Annotated in this window: 22 protein-coding genes; 15 read left to right on the forward strand and 7 right to left on the reverse strand. The window is 70.0% G+C overall.

Annotation, left to right across the window (positions count from 1 at the left end; genetic code table 11):
* Window positions 1–3 precede the first annotated feature (3 nt).
* From AB0J46_RS01535 to AB0J46_RS01570, 8 genes are all read left to right on the forward strand, one after another.
* Window positions 4–1332 (forward strand): ABC transporter substrate-binding protein, encoded by a 1329-nt coding sequence (locus tag AB0J46_RS01535; RefSeq protein ID WP_358283386.1) that lies wholly within the window; start codon window positions 4–6, stop codon window positions 1330–1332.
* A gap of 12 nt (window positions 1333–1344) precedes the next feature.
* The gene (locus AB0J46_RS01540; protein WP_364324887.1) at window positions 1345–2718 is read left to right on the forward strand and encodes an ABC transporter permease subunit; all 1374 of its coding nucleotides are present in this window, start codon (window positions 1345–1347) and stop codon (window positions 2716–2718) included.
* On the forward strand, window positions 2715–3614 hold the full coding sequence (locus AB0J46_RS01545; protein WP_358283382.1) for a carbohydrate ABC transporter permease: 900 nt from the start codon (window positions 2715–2717) through the stop codon (window positions 3612–3614). The genes AB0J46_RS01540 and AB0J46_RS01545 overlap by 4 nt, the downstream gene beginning before the upstream one ends.
* Window positions 3615–3696: 82 nt before the next feature.
* On the forward strand, window positions 3697–5070 hold the full coding sequence (locus AB0J46_RS01550; RefSeq protein ID WP_364324890.1) for a M1 family metallopeptidase: 1374 nt from the start codon (window positions 3697–3699) through the stop codon (window positions 5068–5070).
* Between the two features lie 70 nt (window positions 5071–5140).
* Complete coding sequence (locus AB0J46_RS01555; protein ID WP_364324893.1) at window positions 5141–5818, forward strand: uracil-DNA glycosylase; 678 nt, start codon at window positions 5141–5143, stop codon at window positions 5816–5818.
* 10 nt (window positions 5819–5828) lie between these two features.
* Window positions 5829–6158 (forward strand): hypothetical protein, encoded by a 330-nt coding sequence (locus AB0J46_RS01560; RefSeq protein WP_352320347.1) that lies wholly within the window; start codon window positions 5829–5831, stop codon window positions 6156–6158.
* A gap of 214 nt (window positions 6159–6372) precedes the next feature.
* Entirely contained in the window at window positions 6373–6663 is a 291-nt protein-coding gene (locus AB0J46_RS01565; RefSeq protein ID WP_352320345.1) for an MTH1187 family thiamine-binding protein, read from the forward strand.
* Window positions 6664–7304: 641 nt separating this feature from the next.
* Window positions 7305–8906 (forward strand): FAD-dependent monooxygenase, encoded by a 1602-nt coding sequence (locus tag AB0J46_RS01570; RefSeq protein ID WP_364324896.1) that lies wholly within the window; start codon window positions 7305–7307, stop codon window positions 8904–8906.
* Between the two features lie 116 nt (window positions 8907–9022).
* Here AB0J46_RS01570 and AB0J46_RS01575 read toward each other — a convergent pair whose 3' ends face one another.
* The 4 genes from AB0J46_RS01575 to glgX all read right to left on the reverse strand — a co-directional run bounded on the left by AB0J46_RS01575 (window position 9023) and on the right by glgX (window position 16125).
* On the reverse strand, window positions 9023–9997 hold the full coding sequence (locus AB0J46_RS01575; protein ID WP_364324899.1) for a hypothetical protein: 975 nt from the start codon (window positions 9995–9997) through the stop codon (window positions 9023–9025).
* A gap of 189 nt (window positions 9998–10186) precedes the next feature.
* On the reverse strand, window positions 10187–11899 hold the full coding sequence (treZ, locus tag AB0J46_RS01580; protein ID WP_364324902.1) for a malto-oligosyltrehalose trehalohydrolase: 1713 nt from the start codon (window positions 11897–11899) through the stop codon (window positions 10187–10189).
* Entirely contained in the window at window positions 11889–14039 is a 2151-nt protein-coding gene (gene treY / locus AB0J46_RS01585) for a malto-oligosyltrehalose synthase (RefSeq protein WP_364324905.1), read from the reverse strand. The genes treZ and treY overlap by 11 nt, the downstream gene beginning before the upstream one ends.
* Window positions 14032–16125, reverse strand: a complete 2094-nt coding sequence (glgX, locus tag AB0J46_RS01590) for a glycogen debranching protein GlgX (protein WP_352349923.1) — start codon at window positions 16123–16125, stop codon at window positions 14032–14034. Before glgX ends, treY begins: the two co-directional genes overlap by 8 nt.
* Window positions 16126–16732: 607 nt before the next feature.
* Between glgX and AB0J46_RS01595 the strand changes: the two genes are divergently transcribed.
* The 5 genes from AB0J46_RS01595 (at window position 16733) to AB0J46_RS01615 (ending at window position 19530) form a co-directional block, all read left to right on the forward strand.
* Complete coding sequence (locus AB0J46_RS01595) at window positions 16733–17581, forward strand: helix-turn-helix transcriptional regulator (RefSeq protein WP_364324908.1); 849 nt, start codon at window positions 16733–16735, stop codon at window positions 17579–17581.
* Window positions 17582–17801: 220 nt separating this feature from the next.
* Entirely contained in the window at window positions 17802–18005 is a 204-nt protein-coding gene (locus tag AB0J46_RS01600; RefSeq protein WP_364324911.1) for a DUF397 domain-containing protein, read from the forward strand.
* A gap of 163 nt (window positions 18006–18168) precedes the next feature.
* Entirely contained in the window at window positions 18169–18384 is a 216-nt protein-coding gene (locus tag AB0J46_RS01605; protein WP_364324913.1) for a DUF397 domain-containing protein, read from the forward strand.
* An 80-nt stretch (window positions 18385–18464) separates the two neighbouring features.
* Complete coding sequence (mscL, locus tag AB0J46_RS01610) at window positions 18465–18884, forward strand: large conductance mechanosensitive channel protein MscL (protein WP_352349915.1); 420 nt, start codon at window positions 18465–18467, stop codon at window positions 18882–18884.
* A 67-nt stretch (window positions 18885–18951) separates the two neighbouring features.
* On the forward strand, window positions 18952–19530 hold the full coding sequence (locus AB0J46_RS01615; RefSeq protein WP_364324915.1) for a hypothetical protein: 579 nt from the start codon (window positions 18952–18954) through the stop codon (window positions 19528–19530).
* On the opposite strand, the gene AB0J46_RS01620 is transcribed toward AB0J46_RS01615, so the two are convergent.
* Window positions 19521–20438 (reverse strand): threonine/serine dehydratase, encoded by a 918-nt coding sequence (locus AB0J46_RS01620; RefSeq protein WP_364324917.1) that lies wholly within the window; start codon window positions 20436–20438, stop codon window positions 19521–19523. The two genes, AB0J46_RS01615 and AB0J46_RS01620, sit on opposite strands and share 10 nt — an antisense overlap.
* 66 nt (window positions 20439–20504) lie before the next feature.
* Here AB0J46_RS01620 and pip point away from each other — a divergent pair, with 66 nt between their 5' ends.
* Window positions 20505–21464 carry a prolyl aminopeptidase gene (gene pip, locus AB0J46_RS01625; RefSeq protein ID WP_364324919.1) on the forward strand — a complete coding sequence of 320 codons (960 nt, stop codon included), beginning with the start codon at window positions 20505–20507 and terminating at the stop codon, window positions 21462–21464.
* On the opposite strand, the gene AB0J46_RS01630 is transcribed toward pip, so the two are convergent.
* Window positions 21430–21978, reverse strand: a complete 549-nt coding sequence (locus AB0J46_RS01630; protein WP_358283356.1) for a phosphatase PAP2 family protein — start codon at window positions 21976–21978, stop codon at window positions 21430–21432. The genes pip and AB0J46_RS01630 overlap by 35 nt on opposite strands.
* Window positions 21979–22064: 86 nt before the next feature.
* Window positions 22065–22367: a hypothetical protein gene (locus AB0J46_RS01635; RefSeq protein ID WP_364324920.1), complete on the reverse strand. Its 303-nt coding sequence runs from the start codon at window positions 22365–22367 to the stop codon at window positions 22065–22067.
* Between the two features lie 79 nt (window positions 22368–22446).
* Here AB0J46_RS01635 and AB0J46_RS01640 point away from each other — a divergent pair, with 79 nt between their 5' ends.
* Window positions 22447–23241: a universal stress protein gene (locus AB0J46_RS01640; RefSeq protein ID WP_352349903.1), complete on the forward strand. Its 795-nt coding sequence runs from the start codon at window positions 22447–22449 to the stop codon at window positions 23239–23241.
* Window positions 23242–23245: the final 4 nt, after the last annotated feature.

The following is a 23245-nucleotide window of genomic DNA, read 5'->3' on the forward strand; positions in this document are numbered from 1 at the left end:
GCCATGCGTAAAGCCAGTGCAGCAGTAGTCCTGGCAGGGCTCGCGGTAGCCGTCGCCGCCTGCGGCAACGCCCCGACGACGACGACCCCCACCGCCTCGGAGTCGGCGCCGGCCAGTTCCGCCGCCGGCGCCAAGACGCTCGAAGGCGTCAAGCTGGAGGTCGCGGCCAAGTGGACCGGCGCGGAGCAGAAGAACTTCGAGCAGGTGCTCAAGGCCTTCTCCGACAAGACCGGCGCCACCGTCACCTACGCCTCCACGGGTGAGGACACCGGCGCCTACCTCGGCCCGCGCATCCAGGGCAAGAACCCGCCGGACGTCGCGATCCTGCCGCAGCCCGGTCTGGTGCAGCAGTACGCCAAGCAGGACGCGCTCAAGCCGCTGTCCGCCGAGGTCACCCAGGAGATCGACACCAACTACACGCCGTACTGGAAGGAGCTCGGCTCCGCCGACGGCAAGGTGTACGGCGTGCTCATCAAGGCCGCGCACAAGTCGCTGGTCTGGTACCGCTCCGAGGCGTTCGAGGAGGCCGGCGTCCAGGTGCCGACGACCTGGGACGAGCTGATCAAGGCCGGGCAGACCATCGCCGACTCCGGCACCCCGCCCTTCTCCCTCTGCGGCGCCTCCGGCTGGACGCTGACCGACCTGTTCGAGAACGTCTACCTGTCCAGCGCCGGCCCGGAGAACTACGACAAGCTCTCCAAGCACGAGATCCCCTGGACCGACGCCAGCGTCGCCACCGCCCTGGAGAAGATCGCGCAGATCGCGGGCAAGAAGGAGTTCGTGCTCGACGGCGCCTCCGGCGCGCTGCAGACCGACTTCCCGACCTGTGTGACCAAGGTCTACGGCAACAAGAAGGCCGCCATGGTCATCGAGGCCGACTTCGTCGCCACCCAGGCCACCCAGGACGGCGCCAAGGTCGGCGAGGGCGCCAAGTACTTCCCGTTCCCGAAGGCCGGCGACACCGCCCCCGTCGTGCTCGGCGGCGACGTGGCCGTGGTCATGAAGGACTCCCCCGGCGCGATGGCCCTGGTGCAGTTCCTGGCCTCCAAGGAGGGCGGCGAGATCTGGGCCAAGCTCCCCGGCTACCTGTCGCCCAACAAGAACGTCTCCCCCGACAACTACCCCGACGAGCTGACCAAGCAGCTCGGCCAGACGATCGTCTCCGCCGGCGACGCCGTCCGCTACGACATGTCGGACCTGGCCCCGAGCGCCTTCGGCGGCACCGACGGCAAGGGCGAGTGGAAGGTCCTGCAGGACTTCCTGCGCAACCCGAGCGACGTCAAGGGCGCCCAGGAGGCGCTCGAGGCCGAGGCCAAGAAGGCCTGGAAGTAAAGAGGTAAGGCCGTGACCGAACGGTTGGACGGCCCGGCGGCCCCGCCCGCGAAGATCGCGGGCGGGCCTTCCGCAGGACCGGCTGAAACCCCCCGTACGAGACGACGCCTCGGCCCATCGCCGGCGGTCGCCATCGCCTTCCTCCTGCCGGCGGCCCTGCTGCTCGGCGTCTGGGTGGTCTACCCCATCGTCTACTCCATCTTCCGCAGCCTGTTCGACGCCTCGGGCAGCGGGTTCGTGGGGCTGGGCAACTACGCCACGATCTTCAGCGACCAGGGCATGCTGGTCACGATCCGCAACAACCTCATCTGGGTGGTCGTGGCGCCGATCGTGGTCACCACGATCGGCCTGATCTTCGCGGTGCTGACCGAGCGCATCAAGTGGGCGACGGCGTTCAAGCTGATCGTGTTCATGCCGATGGCGGTCTCGCTGATGGCCGCGGGCGTCATCTTCCGCCTGGTGTACGAGGAGAGCCCCGACAAGGGCCTGGCCAACGCCGTGCTCACCACCGTGCACGACACGTTCTCCTCCTCCAAGGGCTACCCCGAGGCCCGGCCGCGCGGCGGCGACGAGTCTCCCGTGACCGAGGAGAACGGCGCGGTCGTCACCAAGGAGCCCGCCCAGGCGGGCCGGCCGGTGCTGATCCCGATCGTCGGCGTCAAGCCGCAGACCATGCCGTCCAACGCCCAGACCGCTCGCGCCCCCTCGGGCGACGGCCTGTCCGGGACCGTCTGGTTCGACTTCACCCAGGGCGGCGGCGGCCAGAGCGGCGCGGTCGACCCGACGGAGAAGGGCCTGCCCGGCATCACCGTCGAGGCGGTCCAGAACGGCAAGGTGGCGGGCACCGCCACCACCGCCGACGACGGCACGTTCCGCTTCGACGGCCTGCCCGCGGGCTCCTACGTCGTACGGCTGCCGGAGTCGAACTTCCAGGCCAGCTACGGCGGCCTGACCTGGCTCGGCCAGACGCTCATCACGCCGGCGATCATCGGCGCGTTCGTCTGGGTGTGGGCCGGGTTCGCGATGGTGCTGATCGCCGCCGGCCTCGCCGCCATCCCGCGGGACGCCCTGGAGGCCGCCCGCATCGACGGCGCGACCGAGTGGCAGGTGTTCCGGCGGATCACCGTGCCGCTGCTGTCGCCGGTGCTGCTCGTCGTCTTCGTGACGATGATCATCAATACGCTGAAGGTCTTCGACCTGGTCTACATCATCGCGCCGGCCTCGGTTCAGCCGCAGTCGAACGTGGTCGCGCTGGAGATGTGGCGCGTGTCGTTCGGCGGCGGGAACAACCAGGGGCTCGGCAGCGCACTCGCGGTGTTCCTGCTCATCCTGGTCCTCCCCTTCATGATCATGAACATCCGCCGGTTCAGAAGGGAAGACACATGACGACCGCGACCGTGAAGGCGTCTCACCGGCTGGAGTCGGGCGCGCCGCGCAGGGGCGTGGCGAGCAGGATCGTGGACCGCCTCGGCGGCGGGGCCGTCCAGGTGATCATGATCGTGCTCGGCCTGTTCTGGCTGGTGCCGACGCTCGGCCTGCTGGTCGTCTCCCTGCGCACGGTGAAGGTGAACAACGCCGAGGGCTGGTGGACGATCTTCACCAAGCCCGCCGAGCTGACCCTGGCCAACTACAAGAACCTGCTGGCCAGCGGCTTCACCTCGTCGTTCTGGAACACGGTGGCCATCACCGTGCCGACCACGATCCTGGTGATCGGCATCGCGGCCATGGCGGCGTACGCGTTCGCGTGGATGGACTTCCGCGGCCGGGACACGGCGTTCCTGGTCGTGGTGGGCCTGCTGATCGTGCCGATCCAGATCGCGCTGATCCCCGTCGCCGCCTTCTACGGCGGTGTCGGGATCTTCGGCACGATCCCCGGCGTGGTCCTGTTCCACACGGCGTTCGGCCTGCCGTTCGCCATCTTCCTGCTGCGCAACTTCTTCGTCGGCATCCCGGCCTCGCTCCTGGAGGCGGCCAGGATGGACGGCGCACCCGAGTGGAAGATCTTCGCCCAGGTCGTGTTCCCGCTGGGCAAGCCGGCCATCGCCTCGCTGGGGATCTTCCAGTTCCTGTGGGTGTGGAACGACATGCTCATCGCGCTCGTGTTCGCCAACACCGACAACCAGCCGATGACCAAGGCCCTGCAGTCCCAGATGCGGCAGTTCGGATCGAACGTCGACATCCTCTCCTCCGGGGCGTTCCTGTCACTGATCATCCCGCTGGTGCTGTTCTTCGCCTTCCAGCGGTACTTCGTCCAGGGCATGATGGCCGGTTCCGTCAAGTAGGCCATTCCCGGCGGGCGCCCGCCTCCCGAGGGGGGCAGGCGGGCGCCCGTAACACGTCCTTCCGGACCTCCGATGATTGTTCATGAAGCGTCTTCTCGCCCTCGCCGCAGCAGCCTTCATCTCCCTCCCCCTCACCCCCGCCGCCGCGCTCGGCGGCACCCCGGGCTCGCCCGGGGCGGGCGACCCGTACTTCCCCGGTCAGGGGAACGGCGGCTACGACGCCGGCCACTACGACCTCGCCCTCGGCTACGAGCCCTCCTCCAACGTCCTGACCGGCGTCGCCACCGTCACCGCCCGCGCCACCCAGGCGCTCAGCCGCTTCGACCTCGACCTGTCCGGCTCGCTGTCCGTACGCTCGGTCACCGTGGACGGCCGGCCCGCCGCCTTCACCCGCAGCGGCGACGAACTGGTCGTCACCCCCGCCGCCGCGCTCGTCTCCGGGCAGGGCTTCTCCGTCGTCGTCCGGTACGACGGCAGGCCCACCCACGTCCTCGACCCCGACGGCTCCAGGGACGGCTGGATCAGGACCAGCGACGGCGTCTTCAACGCCAACGAGCCGCAGGGCGCGATGACCTGGTACCCCGGCAACCATCACCTGTCGGACAAGGCGACGTACCGGTTCTCGGTCACCGTGCCCAGCACCAGGGTCGCGGTGGCCAACGGCGACCTGGTGGCCAGGACGTCGGCCGGCGGCCGGACCACCTACGTGTGGGACGCCCGCGAGCCCATGGCCAGCTATCTGACCACCGTGTCGATCGGCAAGTTCCAGCTCACCGACACCAGGTCCGGCGGCTACCGGGTGATCACCGCCGTGGACCCCAAACTCGCCGGCACGGCGACGGACTTCGCCGCCCGGCACGCCCCCGTCCTGGACTACTTCAGCTCGCTCTTCGGCCCGTACCCCTTCTCCTCCACCGGCGGGATCGTGGACCACGAGCCGAACGTCGGCTACGCCCTGGAGACCCAGACCCGGCCCATCTACCCCGTGGTGCCCGGTGAGTCGCTCCTCGCGCACGAGCTGGCCCACCAGTGGTTCGGCGACTCGGTGACGCCCACCTTATGGCGGGACATCTGGCTGAACGAGGGCTTCGCGACGTACGCGGAATGGCTCTGGCTGGAGAAGATCGGCAGCCGTACCGTGCAGACGTCCTTCGACGGCGTCTACGCCAGGCCCGCCGACGACGAGTTCTGGCAGACGCCCACCGCCGACCCCGGCGGCGCCGCCGCGCTCTTCCACGACCCCGTCTACGACCGCGGCGCGGCGACCTTGCACGTCCTGCGCCGGACCGTCGGCGACAACGCGTTCTTCACGATCCTGCGCACCTGGGCGAACGATCACAAGTACGGCAACGCCGACACCGCCGCCTTCGTCGCCCTGTCCGAACGCGTGTCCGGCAGGCAGCTCGACGCCCTCTTCGACGCCTGGCTCTTCCAGCCCGGCAAGCCGTCGTTGTGATCATTCCGGTACGGCCTGCGCGTCCCGTTTGGGCGGCAAGCCGTACCAGACCTAGATAAGCTTCACGGCCATGGCCGGTCGTCCTTTGCATGAAGTCGTCGAAGCCGGATGGGCTCAGGCTCTTGAGCCCGTATCCGAGCAGATCTCCTTGATGGGTGAGTTCCTGCGCAACGAGATCGCCGAGGGCAGGCAGTACCTGCCCTCGGGCCCCAACGTCCTGCGCGCGTTCAGCCAGCCCTTCGACGACGTCAGGGTGCTGATCGTGGGTCAGGACCCCTACCCCACGCCCGGCCACCCCGTCGGGCTGTCGTTCTCGGTGGCGCCCGAGGTGCGGCCGATACCCGGGAGCCTGCTCAACATCTACAAGGAGATGGAGTCCGACCTCGGCCTGCCCCGCCCCGCCAACGGCGACCTGACCCCGTGGGCCGAGCAGGGCGTGCTGCTGCTCAACAGGGTCCTGACCGTCATGCCGGGCAAGCCCGCCTCCCACCGGGGCAAGGGCTGGGAGCAGGTCACCGAGCAGGCCATCCGCGCCCTCGTGGCCCGCGACAAGCCGATGGTCGCCATCCTGTGGGGCCGCGACGCCCGCAACCTGGCGCCCATGCTCGGCAGCGTGCCGCGCATCGAGTCGGCGCACCCGTCCCCGCTGTCGGCGCGCAGCGGCTTCTTCGGCTCGCGGCCGTTCAGCCGCGCCAATGAGCTGCTCACCCAGCAAGGCGCCGCACCTGTCGAGTGGAAGCTGCCCTAGCATCGTCGCCATGAGTGATGAACCGAAATACCTGCGCCTTACGGTCGAGCTGACCGTGGAGGTGCTCGACGTGAACGCGCTGCAGGCGGCGGCGCTGGCCGAGATCCGGCATCCCGACGCCGACCTCAGCGACGAGGAGCGCTCCGAGCAGGCCGACCTCGTCAACTCCGACGAGACCGGCGCCTCGGCGCTGCAGTGGCTGATCGAGCCGGACCACGTGCTGCAGCTCGTGGACCACATCACCGAGATCGAGCCGCGTGAGGCCGTTCTCGGGGTGGAGCCGTCCGAGGGGCCGAGCGAGGACGAGGACGAGGACCACCACGACCACGACCACGCGTGACCTCTCGCACGTGACGTGACGTGACGTACGCCGACCGGCCACGACGCCCCACGCGCCGCGGCTCCGACGTACACCGACGGGCCACGACGCCCGGCCCGGGTCGCGACTCCGACGTACGGCGATCAGCCACGACGCCCCACCCGCGTCGTGGCTCTTCGCCCCGGCTACGATCGTCTCGTCCGGGCTCTTTCCGTTCTCCGAGGGATCTGTCGCCATGATCGTGGCCTTCTCCATCACCCCGCTGGGCGTCGGCGAAGGGGTCGCCGAACCGGTCGCCCGCGCCGTCAAGGTGGTCCGCGAGAGCGGCCTGCCCAACCGCACGGACGCGATGTTCACCACGATCGAGGGCGAGTGGGACGAGGTCATGGACGTCGTCAGGCGCGCGGTGGACGCCGTCTCCGAGGTCGCCCCGAGAGTCAGCCTGGTCCTCAAGGCCGACCTGCGCCCGGGCGTGACGGACGGCATGACCACCAAACTCCAAAGCCTCGAACGCCACCTCCCCTGACCCCGCTCCCCCACGGGGCCCAAGCAAGACACCTCACCCCCAGCGGCTCCCCCAGGCCGCCCGCAGCCAGCACCCTGACACCGGAACGCGACCGCCCAACAGCCGCCCGCCCCCGGCCCATGCCCGACACCCGACCACCGCCCCAGTAGCCGTCCATCGGCCAGCGCCTGAGCGGCGGCGCGAGAACCGACACCCGGCCCACACCCGGCCCACACGACCCGCAGCCCGCCCGCCCGCCTGCCTGCCTGCCCGCCCCGAAGCTGACACCCCGCCTGCACTTCGACAGCTGAGCGCCCCCGGAAGCCGTAGGCCATCGGCATCTGGCCGTCCGGTTCGGGAAGGCGATAGTCGGCCTGCGACTACGACAGCTCGCACCGCACAGGAACTCTCGGCCGCCCCCTCGTACCGTGAAGCCCACGATCTGCGGATGCCGGCTGAGCACGCACGCTGCGCGACTGGCGAGCGGAGGCGGGCAGCGGCTGTTTGGCCGCGGGCCCAGACGGCGGCGCGCTCTTTTTGGGAGCCTCAGAGCTCCGATGAATGTTGGGATTCGCGATATGTCTTGACCGTCTTCGTAGACGCGACATATCGTGTTGCTTGATCGGAGAACGCGATACTACTCGTGCCTGGAGGTGGAGGCAATGAGACAAGAACGAGTGCCTGTGCTGGTGGTCGGCGGCGGGTACGCGGGCCTGAGCGCTGCCGCGCTGCTGGCGTGGCGCGAGGTGCCCGTCATTCTGGTCGAGCGGCACCCGAGCACGTCCATCCAGCCCAAGGCGTTCGGCATGGGACCGCGAGCCGTCGAGCTGCTGCGGCCGCTGCCGGGGATCGAGCAGACGTTCGCCGACATCTGGATCGGCATCGGCGACTCCATGCGCATCGCGATCGCCAAGACGCTGGCCGATCCCGACCCGCAGATGATCTTTGAGGACACTGGCGAGTTCGATGCCCTGGCTGACCTCACCCCCGTGCCCCGCGTGGGCGCCCCCCAGTCGGAGGTCGAGCGGGTGCTGCGTGCCTACGCCGACGAGCTCGGCGCCGACCTGCGCTTCTCCACCGAGCTGATCTCCCTCGACCAGGACGACGACGGCGTCACCGCCGTGATCCGCGCCGCCGACGGCGAGGAGAGCGTCGTACGGGCCGACTACGTCGTGGCAGCCGACGGCCACCGGAGCCCGCTGCGCGAGCGGCTGGCCGTGCCCACCTCCGGCAGGGGCGACCTGGTGCAGATGCGCTCGATCATGTTCGACGCCGACCTGACCGGCCTGGTGAACGAGCGCGAGGTCATCGTCTGGTACCTCCACAACGACGCGTTCACCGGCGTCATCGTGACCGGCACGGGCGTCGGCGCGCACGTGCTCGGCATCAACCAGAACCCCTCCCCGGACGGCGGCGCAGACGCCCTCACCGAGGAACGCTGCGTCGAGCTCATCCGCGTCGGAACCGGCATCCCGGACCTGGACGTGCAGGTGCTGGACACGGCGACGTTCAGCCTGGCGCACGTCGTCGCCGACACCTTCCGCGCCGGACGCGTCTTCTTCGCCGGTGACGCCGCCCACACCATGCCGCCCACCGGCGGCCAGGGCGGCAGCACCGCCCTCCAGGACGGCTGCGACATCGCCTGGCGCCTCTGGCTGGTGATCAGCGGGCAGGCCGGCCCCGGCTTCCTGGACACCTACGACGCCGAACGCCGCCCGATCGGCGCCCTGACCGCCGACGCCCAGCTCGCCAACCTCAGCGTGCGGATGCCCGTGGACGAGCGCTCCGACTACCCCGAGCCCCTGGAGGACTTCCTGCAGGCGATGCTCGGCTACCGGTACCACTCCGCCGCCGTCCTGGAGGAGCCCGGCGACGACGGCTCGCTCCTGGAGGACCCGCGCGTCCCGAGCGGCCGGCCCGGCAGCCGCGCCCCGCACGTCGTGCTCGACTGGGAGGGGCAGCGCATCTCGACCATCGACCTGTTCGGCTCGGGTTTCGTCCTGCTGGCCGACAAGTGCGGCGGCCAGGTCTGGATGGACGCCGGCCGCGTGGTCAAGGAGCGCCTGGGCGTGCAGCTCACCCGCATCCTGGTGGACGACGAGCTGGTGGACGTGGAGGGCCGCTGGCGGGAGCGGTACGGGGTACGGGAAGGCGGCGCTGTGCTGGTGCGGCCCGACGGGTACGTGGCCTGGCGCGCCCCTCGCCCCACGTCGGACCCCATGTCCACGCTCGACCAGGCCCTCACCCGGATTCTGCACCGCTGACCACCTGCCTCTCGCCGGACCGGGCCCGATGGCCTTCGCCGGGGTCGTGAAACGTGCGGATGAGCCGGGAGGCACGTACGTGCTCCATGGGTCTGGCCGTCTCGCGGGGGCGGGGGTCAGGCGGCGAGGGCCGGGCGTGCGGGGTGGTCGGCGGAGGTCAGGTCGAGGCTGCCGGCGACGCGGAGCCAGTCGTTGACCGAGCCGGTGAAGCCGGACGGCGGCCCCACCTTCAGGCAGGTGAGCCGGCCGCTGCCGGGGGCGGGGCCCACCTTCAGGCGGCGGATGGCGCCCGAGCTGCCCGGCTCGCCGAGGTCAGCGAGGTCGGCGTCGCACGGGGTCAGCCGCACGCCGAACGGCGGGACGCCCCGAAGGGCGCCGGACGGCTGGATCCGCAGGAGGTCGTCGATCTCGTGGCAGCTGGCCAGTGGGTGCGCCCGCAGGTGGGCGAGCTGGTCGGCGACCAGGCGATGGGCCACCGATCGGAGGAGGGCGGTCGCGCAGAGGCTGTGAGCGCAGGCGGCGCCGTCGAGGGTGATCTCCGGGAGCGCGAAGCGGCGCAGGCCGCGCGAGGTGACGCGCAGGCAGTCGCAGGCGGCCGTCTCGGACGGGTCCCATGGGGGGCAGGTGGCGTCGTCGCGCATCTGCACGTCCCAGGTGAGCCAGTCGTCGCCGAGGCGGAAGTCTTCCGGCTCGCCCGGCGACCTCGGGCAGGCGGGCACGGCCGATGCGGTGGACGGGTCGATCAGCAGGCCGTCGCACTGGCGGGCGAGGGCGCGGGCGACGGCTCTGGCGGTCTGCGCGTTGCCTGGCAGGCGGCGTGGGGGCGCGGTGGTGGACACCAGCACGTGTTGCCCGGCCCGGCGAAGCCGGCGTCGTTCGTCGCCTGTGAGGGTGAGGCTGGCCGGTCGCCAGGGGGCGGGGACATGGGTGACGGTCAGGGACGGCGGGGCGTCGAGCGCGTCACGGGCCGCCTTCCGGTACGGCCCGGGGACGCGCCAGGGCACGAAGGTGTCGACGTCGAACGGCAGGTGCTCCACGGCAACGACGAACAGTGAGGTCAGCATGGCGGGGAGCGGCAGAACGATCTTCATGAGGTGCCTCGCCTTCGAAAACGTGGTGAGGCACCCAGGATCCGGAACGTGGCCGCCCGCGGTGCGGCCGAACCGGGTTCTGGGGACGAACCCGCCGACCGGCCCCCACCCTGTGGACAACCACCGGGGAGGCGGAGGCCGTCCGGTCAGGGGTGGCGAGGGGCTGGCCGAGGAGGCGGGGGCGTCCGGTCAGGGAGTGGTGCGGGTGATGGCGAGGGTTTGGCCGGGGAGGCGGAGGCCGTCGGGGCCGGTGGCGACCGGGTCGTCCGAGGCCAGGAGGAGGGTGGCGCCCGCCGGCGGCAACGTCAGCGTCTCCGGGGAGAAGTTGACGCTGACGCACACCGTCCCGCGCCACATGACCAGCCACCTGCCCGCCGGATCGGCCTCCACCCGCACCCGGTCCAGCCGCGGGTCCGACAGCTCGGGCAGCGCCTTGCGCAGCGCGATGAGGTCCCGGTACCAGCACAGCAGGGACCAGTTCTCCTCCTCCTTCAGCTCGCTCCAGTCCAGCTTGGAACGGAGGAACGCCTCCTCCTCGGACGGGTTCGGCGCGTCCCAGGCGTACCCGAAGCCGTCGAACTCGCGCTCGCGCCGCGTGCCCTCGCTCTCCCGCAGCTCGGGCTCCACGTGGTCGGAGAAGAACAGGAACGGCGTGCCGGCCCCCCACTCCTCCCCCATGAACAACATCGGCGTGAACGGCGAGGTCAGCAGCAAACCGGCCCCGAGCCTGAGCGCGGACACGGGCAGGCGGTCGCCGCCGGGCCGGTTGCCGATCTGGTCGTGGTTCTGCAGGCAGGCGACCAGCCGGTGGCCGGGCACGCCGGTGAAGGGCTGCCCGTGCGCCCGGTCGCGGAAGCTGGAGTAGCCGCCGTCGTGCAGCACGCCCCGGGTCAGCACCCGGGCCAGCGCCGACGGGTCGGCGAAGTCCTCGTAGTAGCCGCGGCTCTCGCCGCTCACGGCGGTGTGCAGGGCGTGGTGGACGTCGTCGTTCCACTGCGCGGTCATCCCCAGGCCGCCGGCCTCCAGCGGGCGTACCATGCGCGGGTCGTTGAGGTCGGACTCGGCGATCAGCGACAGCGGCCGGCCGAGCGAGCAGGCCAGCGCGTCGACCTCCTCCGACAGCTCGGCCAGCAGGTGGCGGGCGCGCCGGTCGTGCAGCGCGTGGACGGCGTCCAGCCGCAGCCCGTCGATGTGGTAGTCGCGCAGCCACTGGACGGCGTTGCCGACGAAGTACCGGCGGACCTCGTCGGACCCCGGCCCGTCCAGGTTGACCGCTTCGCCCCAATAGCTACCAGCAAAGCCGGAAAAATACGGACCAAAGGGGTGGAGGAAGTTGCCCGACGGCCCCAGGTGGTTGTAGACCACGTCCAGGATGACGCCGATCCCGGCCCGATGGCACGCGTCCACGAACGACTTCAGCCCGTCGGGCCCGCCGTACGTCTCGTTGACCGCGTAGAGGTCGACGCCGTCGTACCCCCAGTTGCGCCCGCCGGGGACGGGGGCGACCGGCATGATCTCCACGAAGTCCACGCAGAGCTCGACCAGGTGCTCCAGCCGCTCGATCGCCGCGGCGAACGTGCCCTCGCCGGTGAACGTGCCGACGTGCAGCTCGTAGATCACCGAACCGCGCAGGTCGCGGCCCTTCCAGTCGTGGTCGGACCAGGTGAAGCGGTCGTGCTCGTAGACCGCGCTCGGCCCGAACACCCCCTCGGGCTGCCGCCGGGAGCGCGGGTCGGGGTAGGGCCCGCCGCCGTCGAGGACGAAGGCGTACCTGGTGCCGTGGCCGGCCTCGGCGACCTCGGCCCACCACCAGCCTCTCTCCCCCTGGGACATCGGCCGGCGTCCGTCCAGAACGTCGACCTCGACAGCCGTGGCCTTCGGTGCCCAGACCTCAAAGATCATGTCGCTCCAGCAGTGAGACGGGGTACTGATCGAGCAGCCGGGCCAGCGGAACCGTCCCCGAGTGCGGCTCGCCGGTGAGCAGGTCGCGCCAGGATCCGCCGGGCAGCGTCAAGGTGGTGTCGCCCCACACCGAGTGGCCGGCGACCGCGGAGCGGCGCGCGAGGCGTACCGGCAGCCTGGTGGCGACCGCCACCGCCCGCGGGCCTTCGCCCCGGGCGAAGGCGATCGCGTGCTCGGCCGCCTCACCCTCCGCCCGCAACGGCAGGTACGGCGCCGCGCCCCCGAGCCGCCTGCGCAGCCGCAACGCCTGCGTCGTGACCAGGAGCTTGGCGGCGTCCCAGGAGGTCTCGGGCTTGCGCGGGTACGTCACGGGCCGCCGGTTGTCCGGATCGACCAGCGAGAAGTCGGTGGTCTCGTTGCCCTGGTACACGTCGGGCACCCCGGGCATCATGAGCTGCACCAGCTTGGCCCCGAGCGAGTTCGACATCGCGAACGGCTCGATGCGCTCGGTGAACTCCTCCACCGGCAGCCGCACGGCGGCCTGCGCGAACTCCCGCAGCCGCCGCTCATAGCCGGCGTCGGGACGCACCCACGAGATCGCGGTCTTGGCCTCGCGAGCCGCCTTGAGCAGGTAGTCGGTGAGGCGTTCCGCGGAGATCGGCCAGGCGGCCATGAGGTTCTGCCAGGCCAGGTAGTCGAGGTGCGGGTCGAAGGAGAGCTCCCGCGACCACTCCGACACCACGGACGCCCACTCCCGCGGCATCTCCGACAACACCGACAACCGGGCCCGCACGTCCTCCGACCGCTTGGTGTCGTGGGTGGAGAGGGTGGTCATCGTGTACGGGGACATCTCCCCGCAGAAGTCATGGAACTCCTCGACCGAGACGCCGAACACGTCCGGCTCGCCGCCCACCTCGTTGAGGCACGACAGCGGGAACCACCGGTACAGCGCGGTGTCCTCCACGCCCTTGGCCATGACCGGCCCGCACGTCTGCTGGAAGCGCACGATCGCCTCCGGCGAGCCGTACAGGACCTCCCGGACGAGCGGCCGCACGGCGGGCGAGCACTCCGCGGCGGCCAGCTCGACGATCTCCACCGACTCGGGCGGCGGCTCCTCCCCCGGCACCAGGTACGCGCGGTAGAGCGGCATCGCGGCCAGCAGCTCCGACACCGCGGCGGCTTCGCAGCCGGTGACCCTGGCCAGCCGGTCGATCTCCGCCCCGAAGAACAGGTCGAGCACCTCGCGCTTGGCCTGCGTCATGACCGGACGGTACTCGTCGGGCTGCCCGGTCAGCTCGCTGAACAGCCGGACCAGCGGTTCCTTGCCCGAGGGGTCGACGAACAGGCCGTTGACCCGGTTGAGCACCTCGTAGCCGGTCGTGCCGTCGCAGGCCCAGTCGGGCTGCAGCCGCTCCGGGCCGATGAGGATCTTCTCCACGACCGTCCAGGGGCCGCCGGTCCGCTCGCGCAGCCGGTCGAGGTAGCCGCGGGGGTCGGCCAGGCCGTCGGGATGGTCGATGCGCAACCCGTCGACCAGGCCCTCGTCGAGCAGCCAGAAGATCACCTCGTGCGTGGCGAACAACACCGCCGGGTCCTCCACGCGCAGCCCGATCAGCGAGGAGACGTCGAAGAAGCGCCGGTAGCCGGGGCCCTCGCGCCAGTCGACCAGCCGGTAGTGGCCCGGGTGGGGGAAGGCGTGCTCGTGGTAGCGCAGGACGTCGCCGTCGACCACGGGCTCGGTGTCGTCGCCGAGCACCGGCAGCGCCACTTTCCCGTCCACCCACTCGATGTCGAACCAGTTCGCGTACGGCGAGGCGGGCCCGTCCTTGAGCACCGACCAGAACTGGGCGTTCATCGTGTTCATGTGGTTGGGCACGATGTCGATGACGATGCCCAGGTCGTGCGCGGCCAGTTCCTGGGCCATCTCGCGGAAGCCGGTGGCCCCGCCGAACTCCTCCCTGATCCTGGAGTGGTCGACGACGTCGTAGCCGTGCCGCGACCCGGGCGTGGCCTGCAACACCGGCGACAGGTAGACGTGGCTGACGCCGAGGTCGCGCAGGTAGCCGGCGATCTCGGCGACCTGGGCGAAACCGAAGTCGGGGGTGAGCTGCACCCGGTACGTCGAGGCCGGCCTAGACACGGCGCAGCACCCGCACACTCCGTCCGGGCACCTCGATCGCCTCGCCCGCGCGCACCATCCGCACGTCGAGCCTGATGGGCATCGCGGTGTCGATCTCGGTGTGCCACATCTCGCCGTAGTCCTGGGGGATCGTGAACTTGATCGTGTCGTGGTGGGCGTTGAACAGCAGCAGGAAGGAGTCGTCCCGGATCGGGCGGCCGCGCCGGTCGGGCTCGGTGATGGCGTCGCCGTTGAGGAAGACGGCCAGCGACTTGGCGTAGCCGACGTTCCAGTCGCTGTCGGTCATCTCCTCCCCGGACGGGGTGAGCCAGGCGATGTCGCTCAGCCCGCGGACCGGCCTGCCGTAGAAGAACCTCCTGCGCCGGAAGACCGGATGTTTCTTCCGCAGCGCCGCGAGCTCCTGGGTGAACTCCAGCAGCAGCCAGTTCTCCCTGATGTCGGACCAGTCGACCCAGGTCAGCTCGTTGTCCTGGCAGTAGCCGTTGTTGTTGCCCTTCTGGGTGCGGCCCAGCTCGTCGCCGTGCGAGAGCATCGGCACGCCCTGCGACAGGAACAACGTGGTGAGGAAGTTGCGTTTCTGCTGCTCACGCAGCGACTCGATGGCCAGGCTCGCCGGGCCCTCCTCGCCGCAGTTCCACGACCGGTTGTCGTCGGTGCCGTCGCGGTTGCCCTCTTTGTTCGCCTCGTTGTGCTTGTCGTTGTACGCGACGAGATCCTGCAGGGTGAAGCCGTCGTGGCAGGTCACGAAGTTGATGGAGGCGGCCGGGCGGCGGCTGTCGTCCTTGTACAGGTCGCTGGACCCGGTGAGGCGGGAGCCGAACTCGGGCAGCGTGGCGGCCTGCCCGCGCCACAGGTCGCGGATCGTGTCGCGGTAGCGGCCGTTCCACTCGGTCCAGCGCGAGGGGAAGTTGCCGACCTGGTAGCCGCCGGGGCCGACGTCCCAGGGCTCGGCGATGAGCTTGACCTGCGACAACACCGGGTCCTGCTGCACCAGGTCGAAGAACGCGCTCAGCCGGTCGACCTCGTGCAGCTCGCGGGCGAGGGTGGAGGCGAGGTCGAAGCGGAACCCGTCGACGTGCATCTCGATGACCCAGTAGCGGAGCGAGTCCATGATCATCTGCAGGACGTGCGGCGAGCGCATGAGCAGGCTGTTGCCGGTGCCGGTGGTGTCGACGTAGTAGCGCTTGTCGTTCTCGACCAGGCGGTAGTAGTTGCTGTTGTCGATGCCCCTGAACCCCAGCGTCGGCCCGAGGTGGTTGCCCTCGGCGGTGTGGTTGTAGACCACGTCGAGGATGACCTCGATGCCCGCCTCGTGCAGGCTGCGCACCATCGCCTTGAACTCCAGCACCTGCCCGCCGCGCTGCCCGGTGCTGGAGTAGCGGTTGTGCGGGGCGAAGAAGCCGATGGAGTTGTAGCCCCAGTAGTTGGACAGGCCGCGCTGCTCCAGGATGTGGTCGGTGACGAACTGGTGCACCGGCATCAGCTCCAGCGCCGTCACGCCGAGCTTGGTGAGGTGGTCGAGGATCTCGGGGTGGCCGAGCGCCGCGTACGTGCCGCGCAGGTGCTTGGGGATCTTGGGATGGCTTATCGTCAGCCCGCGCACGTGGGCCTCGTAGATCACCGTGTCGTGGTACGGCGTCGCCGGCGGCCGGTCGTGCCCCCACCCGAAGAACGGGTTGATCACGATGGACCGCGGCACGTACGGGGAGGAGTCGGCGTCGTTGCGCGTGTCCGGCTGGCCGAACCGGTAGCCGTAGACCGCCTCGTGCCAGTCGACGCCGCCCTCGATCGCCATCGCGTACGGGTCGAGCAGCAGCTTGTTGGGGTTGCAGCGCAGCCCGCGCGCCGGCTCGTACGGCCCGTGCACGCGGTAGCCGTAACGCTGGCCGGGGCCGATGCCCGGCAGGTATCCGTGCCAGATGAACCCGTCGACCTCCGTGAGCGGCACCCGCGACTCGACGTTGTCCTCGTCGAACAGGCACAGCTCCACCGCCTGGGCGACCTCGGTGTAGAGCGAGAAGTTCGTGCCCGCGCCGTCGTACGTCGCCCCGAGAGGATAGGGGTCTCCAGGCCAGATCTCGATCATCGAGGCTCCCTTGCGGTCTCTCCCCATGTTCCGTTCCCCCGCTCCGGCGGACAAGGCCACCCTGTTCCTTCCCACGCGTCCGTCCGGAATACTCCGAAAAATCGAGTGAGCCGCCTCCGACGGCGCGGTGTCGAAGGCGGCTCACGTGTTCGGCCCGGTGGGGAGTGCGGCGAGGTTCACGGATCCGGTGCGCGGCCCCCGCGCACCGGATCCGCACCCGCGATCGGGCGACGCGACGCTGCGTCCCCGATCCCCCGCGATCAGGACGGTCGATCCTCGCTCTGGCAGGAGCGAACGATCGTCGCAGCCGGGCCGACGAGCCCCCGTCGGCCCAGCCTTAAGTGACGGACGGCCTCTGGTGAGCCATCACGTCAGGGAATGAACGCGGCATTTCGATCTCTGGTGGTTTGATCAAATCAGCCCCAGGGCATCCCCCTCTCTTACGGCTTGGCTGACTTTTACCCTCCGACACCGGAAACCCACCCCGAATTGGCACTTGCCATAGGAACGTGCCGGTGACGATTACCTACCGCACATGCCTTCGAAACCGAACCCGGGGGTACGCTCCGGGGCGACCGGCCACCGCGCGGAAAGGGAGTGTGCGGCGATGACCATCCCCAACCCGACGCTCCGGCAGCGGCAACTGGCGATGCGCCTACGCGAGCTGCGCAACGAGAAGAACCTCAGCATCGCCGAGGTCGCCCAGCTCCTCCTGTGCTCCCCGGCCAAGATCAGCCGGATCGAGACCGCCCAGCGCGGCGTCAGCCTGCGCGACGTGCGCGACCTGTGCCGCCTGTACGACGTCTCCTCCGCCGAGTCCGCCCAGCTCATGACGCTGGCCAAGGACGCCAGGCAGAAGGAGTGGTGGCAGTTCTACGACAACCGCGAGCTGCGGCAGATGCTCGGCCTGGAGGCGGAGGCCAGCGCCATCACCGAGTACGAGATCACCACCGTGCCCGGCCTGCTCCAGACCGAGGACTACGCCCGCGCCGTGATCCGCGGCTGGCTGCCCCGCATCGCGCCCGACGTGCTCGACGACCGGGTCAGGGTGCGGATGAAACGCCAGGAGTGGCTGCACCGGCCCGACACCCTGCGCTACTGGGTCCTGCTGGACGAGTCGGTGCTCTATCGGCACGTGAGCAGCCGGCAGACCATGCGTGAACAGCTCGACCGGCTCATCGAGCTGAGCGAGCTGCCGCACGTCACCATCCAGGTGATCCCGTTCACGGCGGGGGCGCACGTGGGTTTCGACAGCACCTTCCGGCTCATGGAGTTCGACCATGACTCCGGCATCGCCGACACCATTTTCGTGGAACATCAAATGGGCCTTTTCTACCTGGAGGCCGATAAGGTGGTCCGGCGGTTTCGTGAGATCATCGACCATCTGCGGGCCGAGGCCCTGGGCATCCAGGAATCGAAGCGGCGAATTATCGAGATGGCCACAAACTTCGCTTAGCACTTCATCACAAGATCATCTCTTTTTTCCGGTCACCTGGCATGATGCCTCCGACACATCGGGACCTCGCTTCCGTGGCAAGTGCCAGGTGCTACTGTTCATCCATTGGGACACTTTCGCTCTCCACGTGAGATCGCCGGTGTCCGAACAACACCGTTCCAGCGCGCCCGGCGAGGTCCGACCGCCGCCGCGCCCATTGTCGATGCACGAGGGGGAGACAATGACGTCCCACCACCCTGACGTCCAGGCGGGTCCGCGGTGGCGGGCCGCGTCGCGCTGCAACAACGGAGAATGCGTCGAGGTCGCGTTGCTGTCACCCGGCGAGATCGGCGTGCGGGACAACAAGAACCCGGCCGGCCCTGTCCTCACGTTCAGCGCCCGGGAATGGGACGCGTTCCTGCATGGAATACGTCAGTCCGACTGAGCGCGCGGCGCTTTTTTCCGGCGGTCGTCCTCACGGACGCCCGCCTTTTGTTTTGTCGGCACCTGCGGGTGCACTGCCCCTTTTGTCGCCTGGTCATCCTCGGCTGTCAAGGTAAAATCACCTTCGGCTCAATACCTCTACAGCCGCCTTCAGGAGGTAATGGATGAAACGCCCACCTGCCCTTGACCAGGCACGCTGGCAACGGTGCAACAATGGCGACTGCGTCGAGGTCACCATGCTCGCCGACCGGGTCTGGGTGCGGGGAAGTCAGGACGCCAGCGGTGCCGTCCTGTCGTTCACCACCGACGAGTGGGCCGCGTTCCTCGACGGCGTGCGGCGCGGCCACTTCGATCTCGAACGGCTCGCGCCCCAGGCCTGACCGGCCACGACGTTCTCCATCGGGCTCTGTCGGGGGCCATCGGGGTTTCAGGCCGCGGCCCCCGGCAATATGCCGACTCCATGGGCGGTTTCAAGAAGTTCTTACTCCGAGGCAACATCGTCGAGCTGGCCGTCGCCGTCATCGTCGGCGCGACCTTCAGCGGGCTCGTCCAGGCACTGGTCACCGATCTCATCACCCCGCTCATCGGCGCGGTGACCGGCGGCCGGCAGCCGAACTTCGCCGAATACTCCTTCACGATCAACGGCAGCCAGTTCAAGTACGGCGACTTCCTCAACCACCTGCTGACCTTCCTGGTCATCGCGGCGGTCGTCTACTGGCTGGTCGTGGCCCCGATGACGCGGCTGATCCACCTGTTCGACCGCGACAAGGCCGCGACGACCAAGGAGTGCCCCGAGTGCCTGTCCGACATCCCCGCCGAGGCCAGCCGGTGCGCCCATTGCACGGTGGAGCTGGTGCCCCAGTCCGAGAAACCGCGCTGAACCGTACATCACGGACTCTTGACCCCAGTGGCGCGCCGGCACGGTGGTCGTTCGGCAAGATGGACCGATGAGCGTTGAGTTGATGGTCTGGGACGAGCCCGTGCCGATCAGCAGGGATCAGGCCCGGACCACGTATCTGGCGGTGAAGCGGAGCGACCCCGTCGAGGGGGACGTGCCCGACGTCGCGAAGGAGCTGCCCGGGCAGGTCACCCTGTACCCCGGGCACGTCCTGGTGACGATGGACCTGGACACGATGGACGAGAGCTCGGCCCAGGTGTTCACCACCGCCCGCGCGCACGGCCTGGTCTGCTACGACCCCCAGCGCGACCTGGTGCACAACGTGGCCCCGCTCGGCGTGTACGAGGGCATGCAGCTCCACACCGGCGACGGGATGGTCGTGCACGACCCCGACCTCGGGCTGGTCCAGGACGTCCTGGCCACCCTGTCGCCGCAGAACCCGTTCGTCGCCCTGGTGAACTTCGGCCGGCACTTCCTCCAGGTCTCCCCCGGTTACGAGCTGGAGTACAAGGAGGGCGCGATGGTCCGCGCGGTGGTGCCCGAGCTGGCCGAGGTGCAGCAGGCCTTCCACGAGTACGCCACCGGCGAGCGCGGGTTCCTCACCCGCCACGCCTGGGCTCAGGCGTAGACCTGGGCGAACAGCTCCGGATCGACGTTCCCCCCGGACAGCACGGCCACCGTGCGCCCGGCGGGGACGCGGCCCGACAGCAGGGCGGCCGTGGTCGCCGCGCCGCTGGGCTCGGCCACCAGCCGGGCCGTGCGCGCGATGTGCCGCATGGCCGCCCGCAGCTCGTCCTCCGACACGGTGACGATGCCTTCGAGGTGTTCGCGCAGGTGGGCGAAGGTCAGCTCGGACACCTGGTTCACGCGCAGCCCGTCGGCGATGGTCCGGAACGTGCGGGTGGTCTCCCAGGCCACCACGTGCCCGGCCGCCAGGCTCTCGGCGGCGTCGGCGGCCAGCTCGGGCTCCACGCCGTACACGCGGACGTCGGGCCGCAGCGCCTTGACCGCCGCCGCCACGCCGGCGGCCAGCCCGCCGCCGCTGACCGGCACGAGCACCGCCTCGACGTCCGGCAGGTCCTCGACGATCTCCAACCCGATCGTGCCCTGCCCGGCGATGATCGCGCGGTGGTCGTAGGGCGGCACCAGCGTCAGGCCGCGCTCGCCGGCCAGCCGCTCGGCCGTCACCTCGCGCTGGTCGGGCGGCACGACCACCAGCTCGGCGCCCCATCCCTCGATCGCCGCCGCCTTGACCGCCGGGGTGCCCTCGGGCACGACGACCACGCACGGCACGCCGAACTGCGCCGCCGCGAACGCCAGCGCCTGGCCGTGGTTGCCGGAGGAGTGCGTGACGACGCCGGCCGGACGCAGCGCGGCCAGCGCGTTGTAGGCGCCGCGGATCTTGAACGACCCGACCGGCTGGAGGCTCTCTGGCTTCAGCCACGCCTCGCCCATCCTCAGGAGCGGCGTGCGCACCGCGGTTCCGTTGATCCGCCCGGCCGCCGCGCGGATGTCGTCGATCGTCACCAGGTCCATACGGTCACTCTAGGCGCGGACCGGCACAATTCGGCTTACTCCTGCTCCATGGCAGGATCGCGAGACATGAGAACTCTGTACCCGCCCATCGAACCCTACGAGTCCGGCCTGCTCGACGTGGGTGAAGGCAACCAGATCTACTGGGAGGTCTGCGGCAACCCCGACGGAAAGCCGGCCGTCATGCTGCACGGCGGGCCGGGCGCCGGGTGCAGCGCCAACCACCGCCGGCAGTGGAACCCCGAGCTGTACCGCATCGTCCTGTTCGACCAGCGCAACTGCGGGCGCAGCCTGCCGCACGCCAGCACGCCGGGCACGTCGCTGGCCGCCAACACCACCTGGAACCTGGTGGCCGACATGGAACGGCTGCGCGAGCACCTGGGCATCGAGCGGTGGCAGGTGTTCGGCGGGTCGTGGGGCAGCGCGCTGTCGCTGGCCTACGCCCAGACGCACCCCGACCGTACGACCGAGCTGGTGCTGCGCGGCATCTTCACGCTGCGCCCGCACGAGCTGCGCTGGTTCTATCAGGAAGGCGCGAGCTACCTGTTCCCCGACCTGTGGGAGTCGTACCTGGCGCCGATCCCGGTCGAGGAGCGCGGCGACCTCATGGCCGCCTACCGCGCCCGGCTCGAAGGCGACGACGACGCGGTCCGGCTCGCGGCGGCCAAGGCGTGGTCCCAGTGGGAGGGCGCCACGATCACGCTGCTGCCCGACCCGAGCCTGGTGGCGGAGTTCGGCGAGGACAAGATGGCGGTGTCGTTCGCCAGGATCGAGAACCACTACTTCCACCACGGCGGCTGGTTCGAGCCCGAGCAGCTCATCAGGGACGTCGACCGCGTCCGGCACATCCCGGCCGTGATCATCCAGGGCCGCTACGACGCCTGCACGCCCATGGCCACCGCCTGGGACCTGCACAAGGCCTGGCCCGAGGCCGACTTCCAGGTGGTGCACGACGCCGGGCACGCGGCGACCGAGCCCGGCATCGTCGACCGGCTCATCGCGGCGACAGACGGCTTCGCGCGAGCCTGACCGCGGGGGTGACCGCGCCGACCAGCAGCAACGCGAACAGCGGCGCGAGCACCAGGCCGAGCAGGAAGCCGCCGGCCACGTCGTGCGGGTAGTGCACGCCGACGAACACCCGGGAGAAGCCCATCAGGGCGGCCAGCGGCAGCACCACCCAGGCCAGGGCGCGCCAGACCAGGATGAGCGTGCCCGCCGCCCCGGCGGCGATCACGGTGTGGTTGCTGGGGAAGGACCAGTCCGTGGAGGGCGGGCAGGCCGCGATCGTGGCGATGCCGCCGCGGCACGGCCGGTCCTCCCGGACCAGCAGCTTCACGCCCTCGCTCACGATGTACGCGCCCACCACCCCGGCCGGCCCGGCGATGGCGAGCGCGAGGTCGCGGGCGGGGGCCTGGCGGGCCCGCCACCAGCACACGAGGAACAGCGCCGCGAAGATGAACAGGCCGGCGTCCGTGCCGAACTCGGCGAGGGCGTGCAGCCACCCGGGCGTGGTCAGAGCGAAGTCGACGATGTCGCGGTACACAGGTGTCCAATCCGTGAACGGGTAGTGGACACGACCTTATGAACTTTGATCGTCAAATGCTTCGACCGAAAGGGCGATTCTGGTCCTTACCCAAGATACTGGCGCACGAGGAGGGCGCGCCTCTGCTCCAGCTCGCCTTCGGTGATGAGCCCGCGGTCGAACGCCTCGGCGGTGGCGTCCCACTCGGCCATGTAGTACGCGGCCATGATCTCGCTGCGCAGCGGGGTGAAACCGCGCTCCACGCAGTCGGAGAAGACGGTGACCTTCTGCTCGACGACGCCGGCGGGGACCGTGCACGTCAGGTCGTGCGCCTTGAGGTGCTGAACCGCTTCACGAAGGGTGACCGGGCCGAGGGACCCGTTGAAACGGGTGTCAAGGGTGATCTTCACTGTTTTTACGCCTCCAACCGTTGCAAACGCATCGACAGAGACCGCGTATTCCCAGCTCAGAGCGGGTAAGGAGGCAAACGTGATCGGAGAGCACGTGATCGTCGGCTACAGCAACGACCCCGGTGGGCGGGACGCCCTCGCACTCGGGGCCGCCATCACCCGGCTGACCGGGGGCGAGCTCACGGTGGCGTCGATCTATCCCCCGGGCAGCCCGGGGCTGGCCGTCGAGGCCCAGGCCAACCTGGCGCACGCGGGTGAGGAGCTGGGCGTCGTCCCGGCCGAGTACATGGCGTTCGAGAGCCGGGGCACCGGCCGCGGGCTGTCGGTGCTGGCCAGCAGGATCAGGGCCGACCTGATCGTGGTCGGCTCGGCGAGCGGCGGCCAGTACGGCCGCATCGCCGTCGGCAGCACCGCCGACCACCTGCTGCACCTGTCGCCGGAGGCGGTGATGCTGGCGCCCTCGGGCTACGTGCCGCCCGACGAGCCCGCCCGGCTCACCCTGGCCTACGTCCACCGGCCGCAGTGCGACGCGGCGGTCGAGCGGGTGGCCCAGGCGGCGCTCCGGCTCGACGTGCCGCTCCGGCTGATCACCCTCGACCTGCGCACCGAGAACCAGGGCAAGCTGCGCGACGACCTCGCCCTGGCCGTACGGCTGGCCTGGGAGAGCACCGGCATCGAGGCCGAGTCGGAGGTGGCCGAGGGCCACGACGTCCAGGCCGCGCTCAAGGACGTCGAGTGGCTGCCCGGCGAGCTGCTGGTCTGCGCCGCCGGCGAGGACGCCCAGCCTCATCGGGTGTTCCTGGGCGAGCTGGCGATGAAGGTGCTGCGGTCGTCGTCCTGCCCGGTCACCGTGCTGCCACGGGGGTTCTCCTAAGCTT

This window comes from Nonomuraea sp. NPDC049758, assembly GCF_040674635.1.
Lineage (GTDB): Bacteria > Actinomycetota > Actinomycetes > Streptosporangiales > Streptosporangiaceae > Nonomuraea.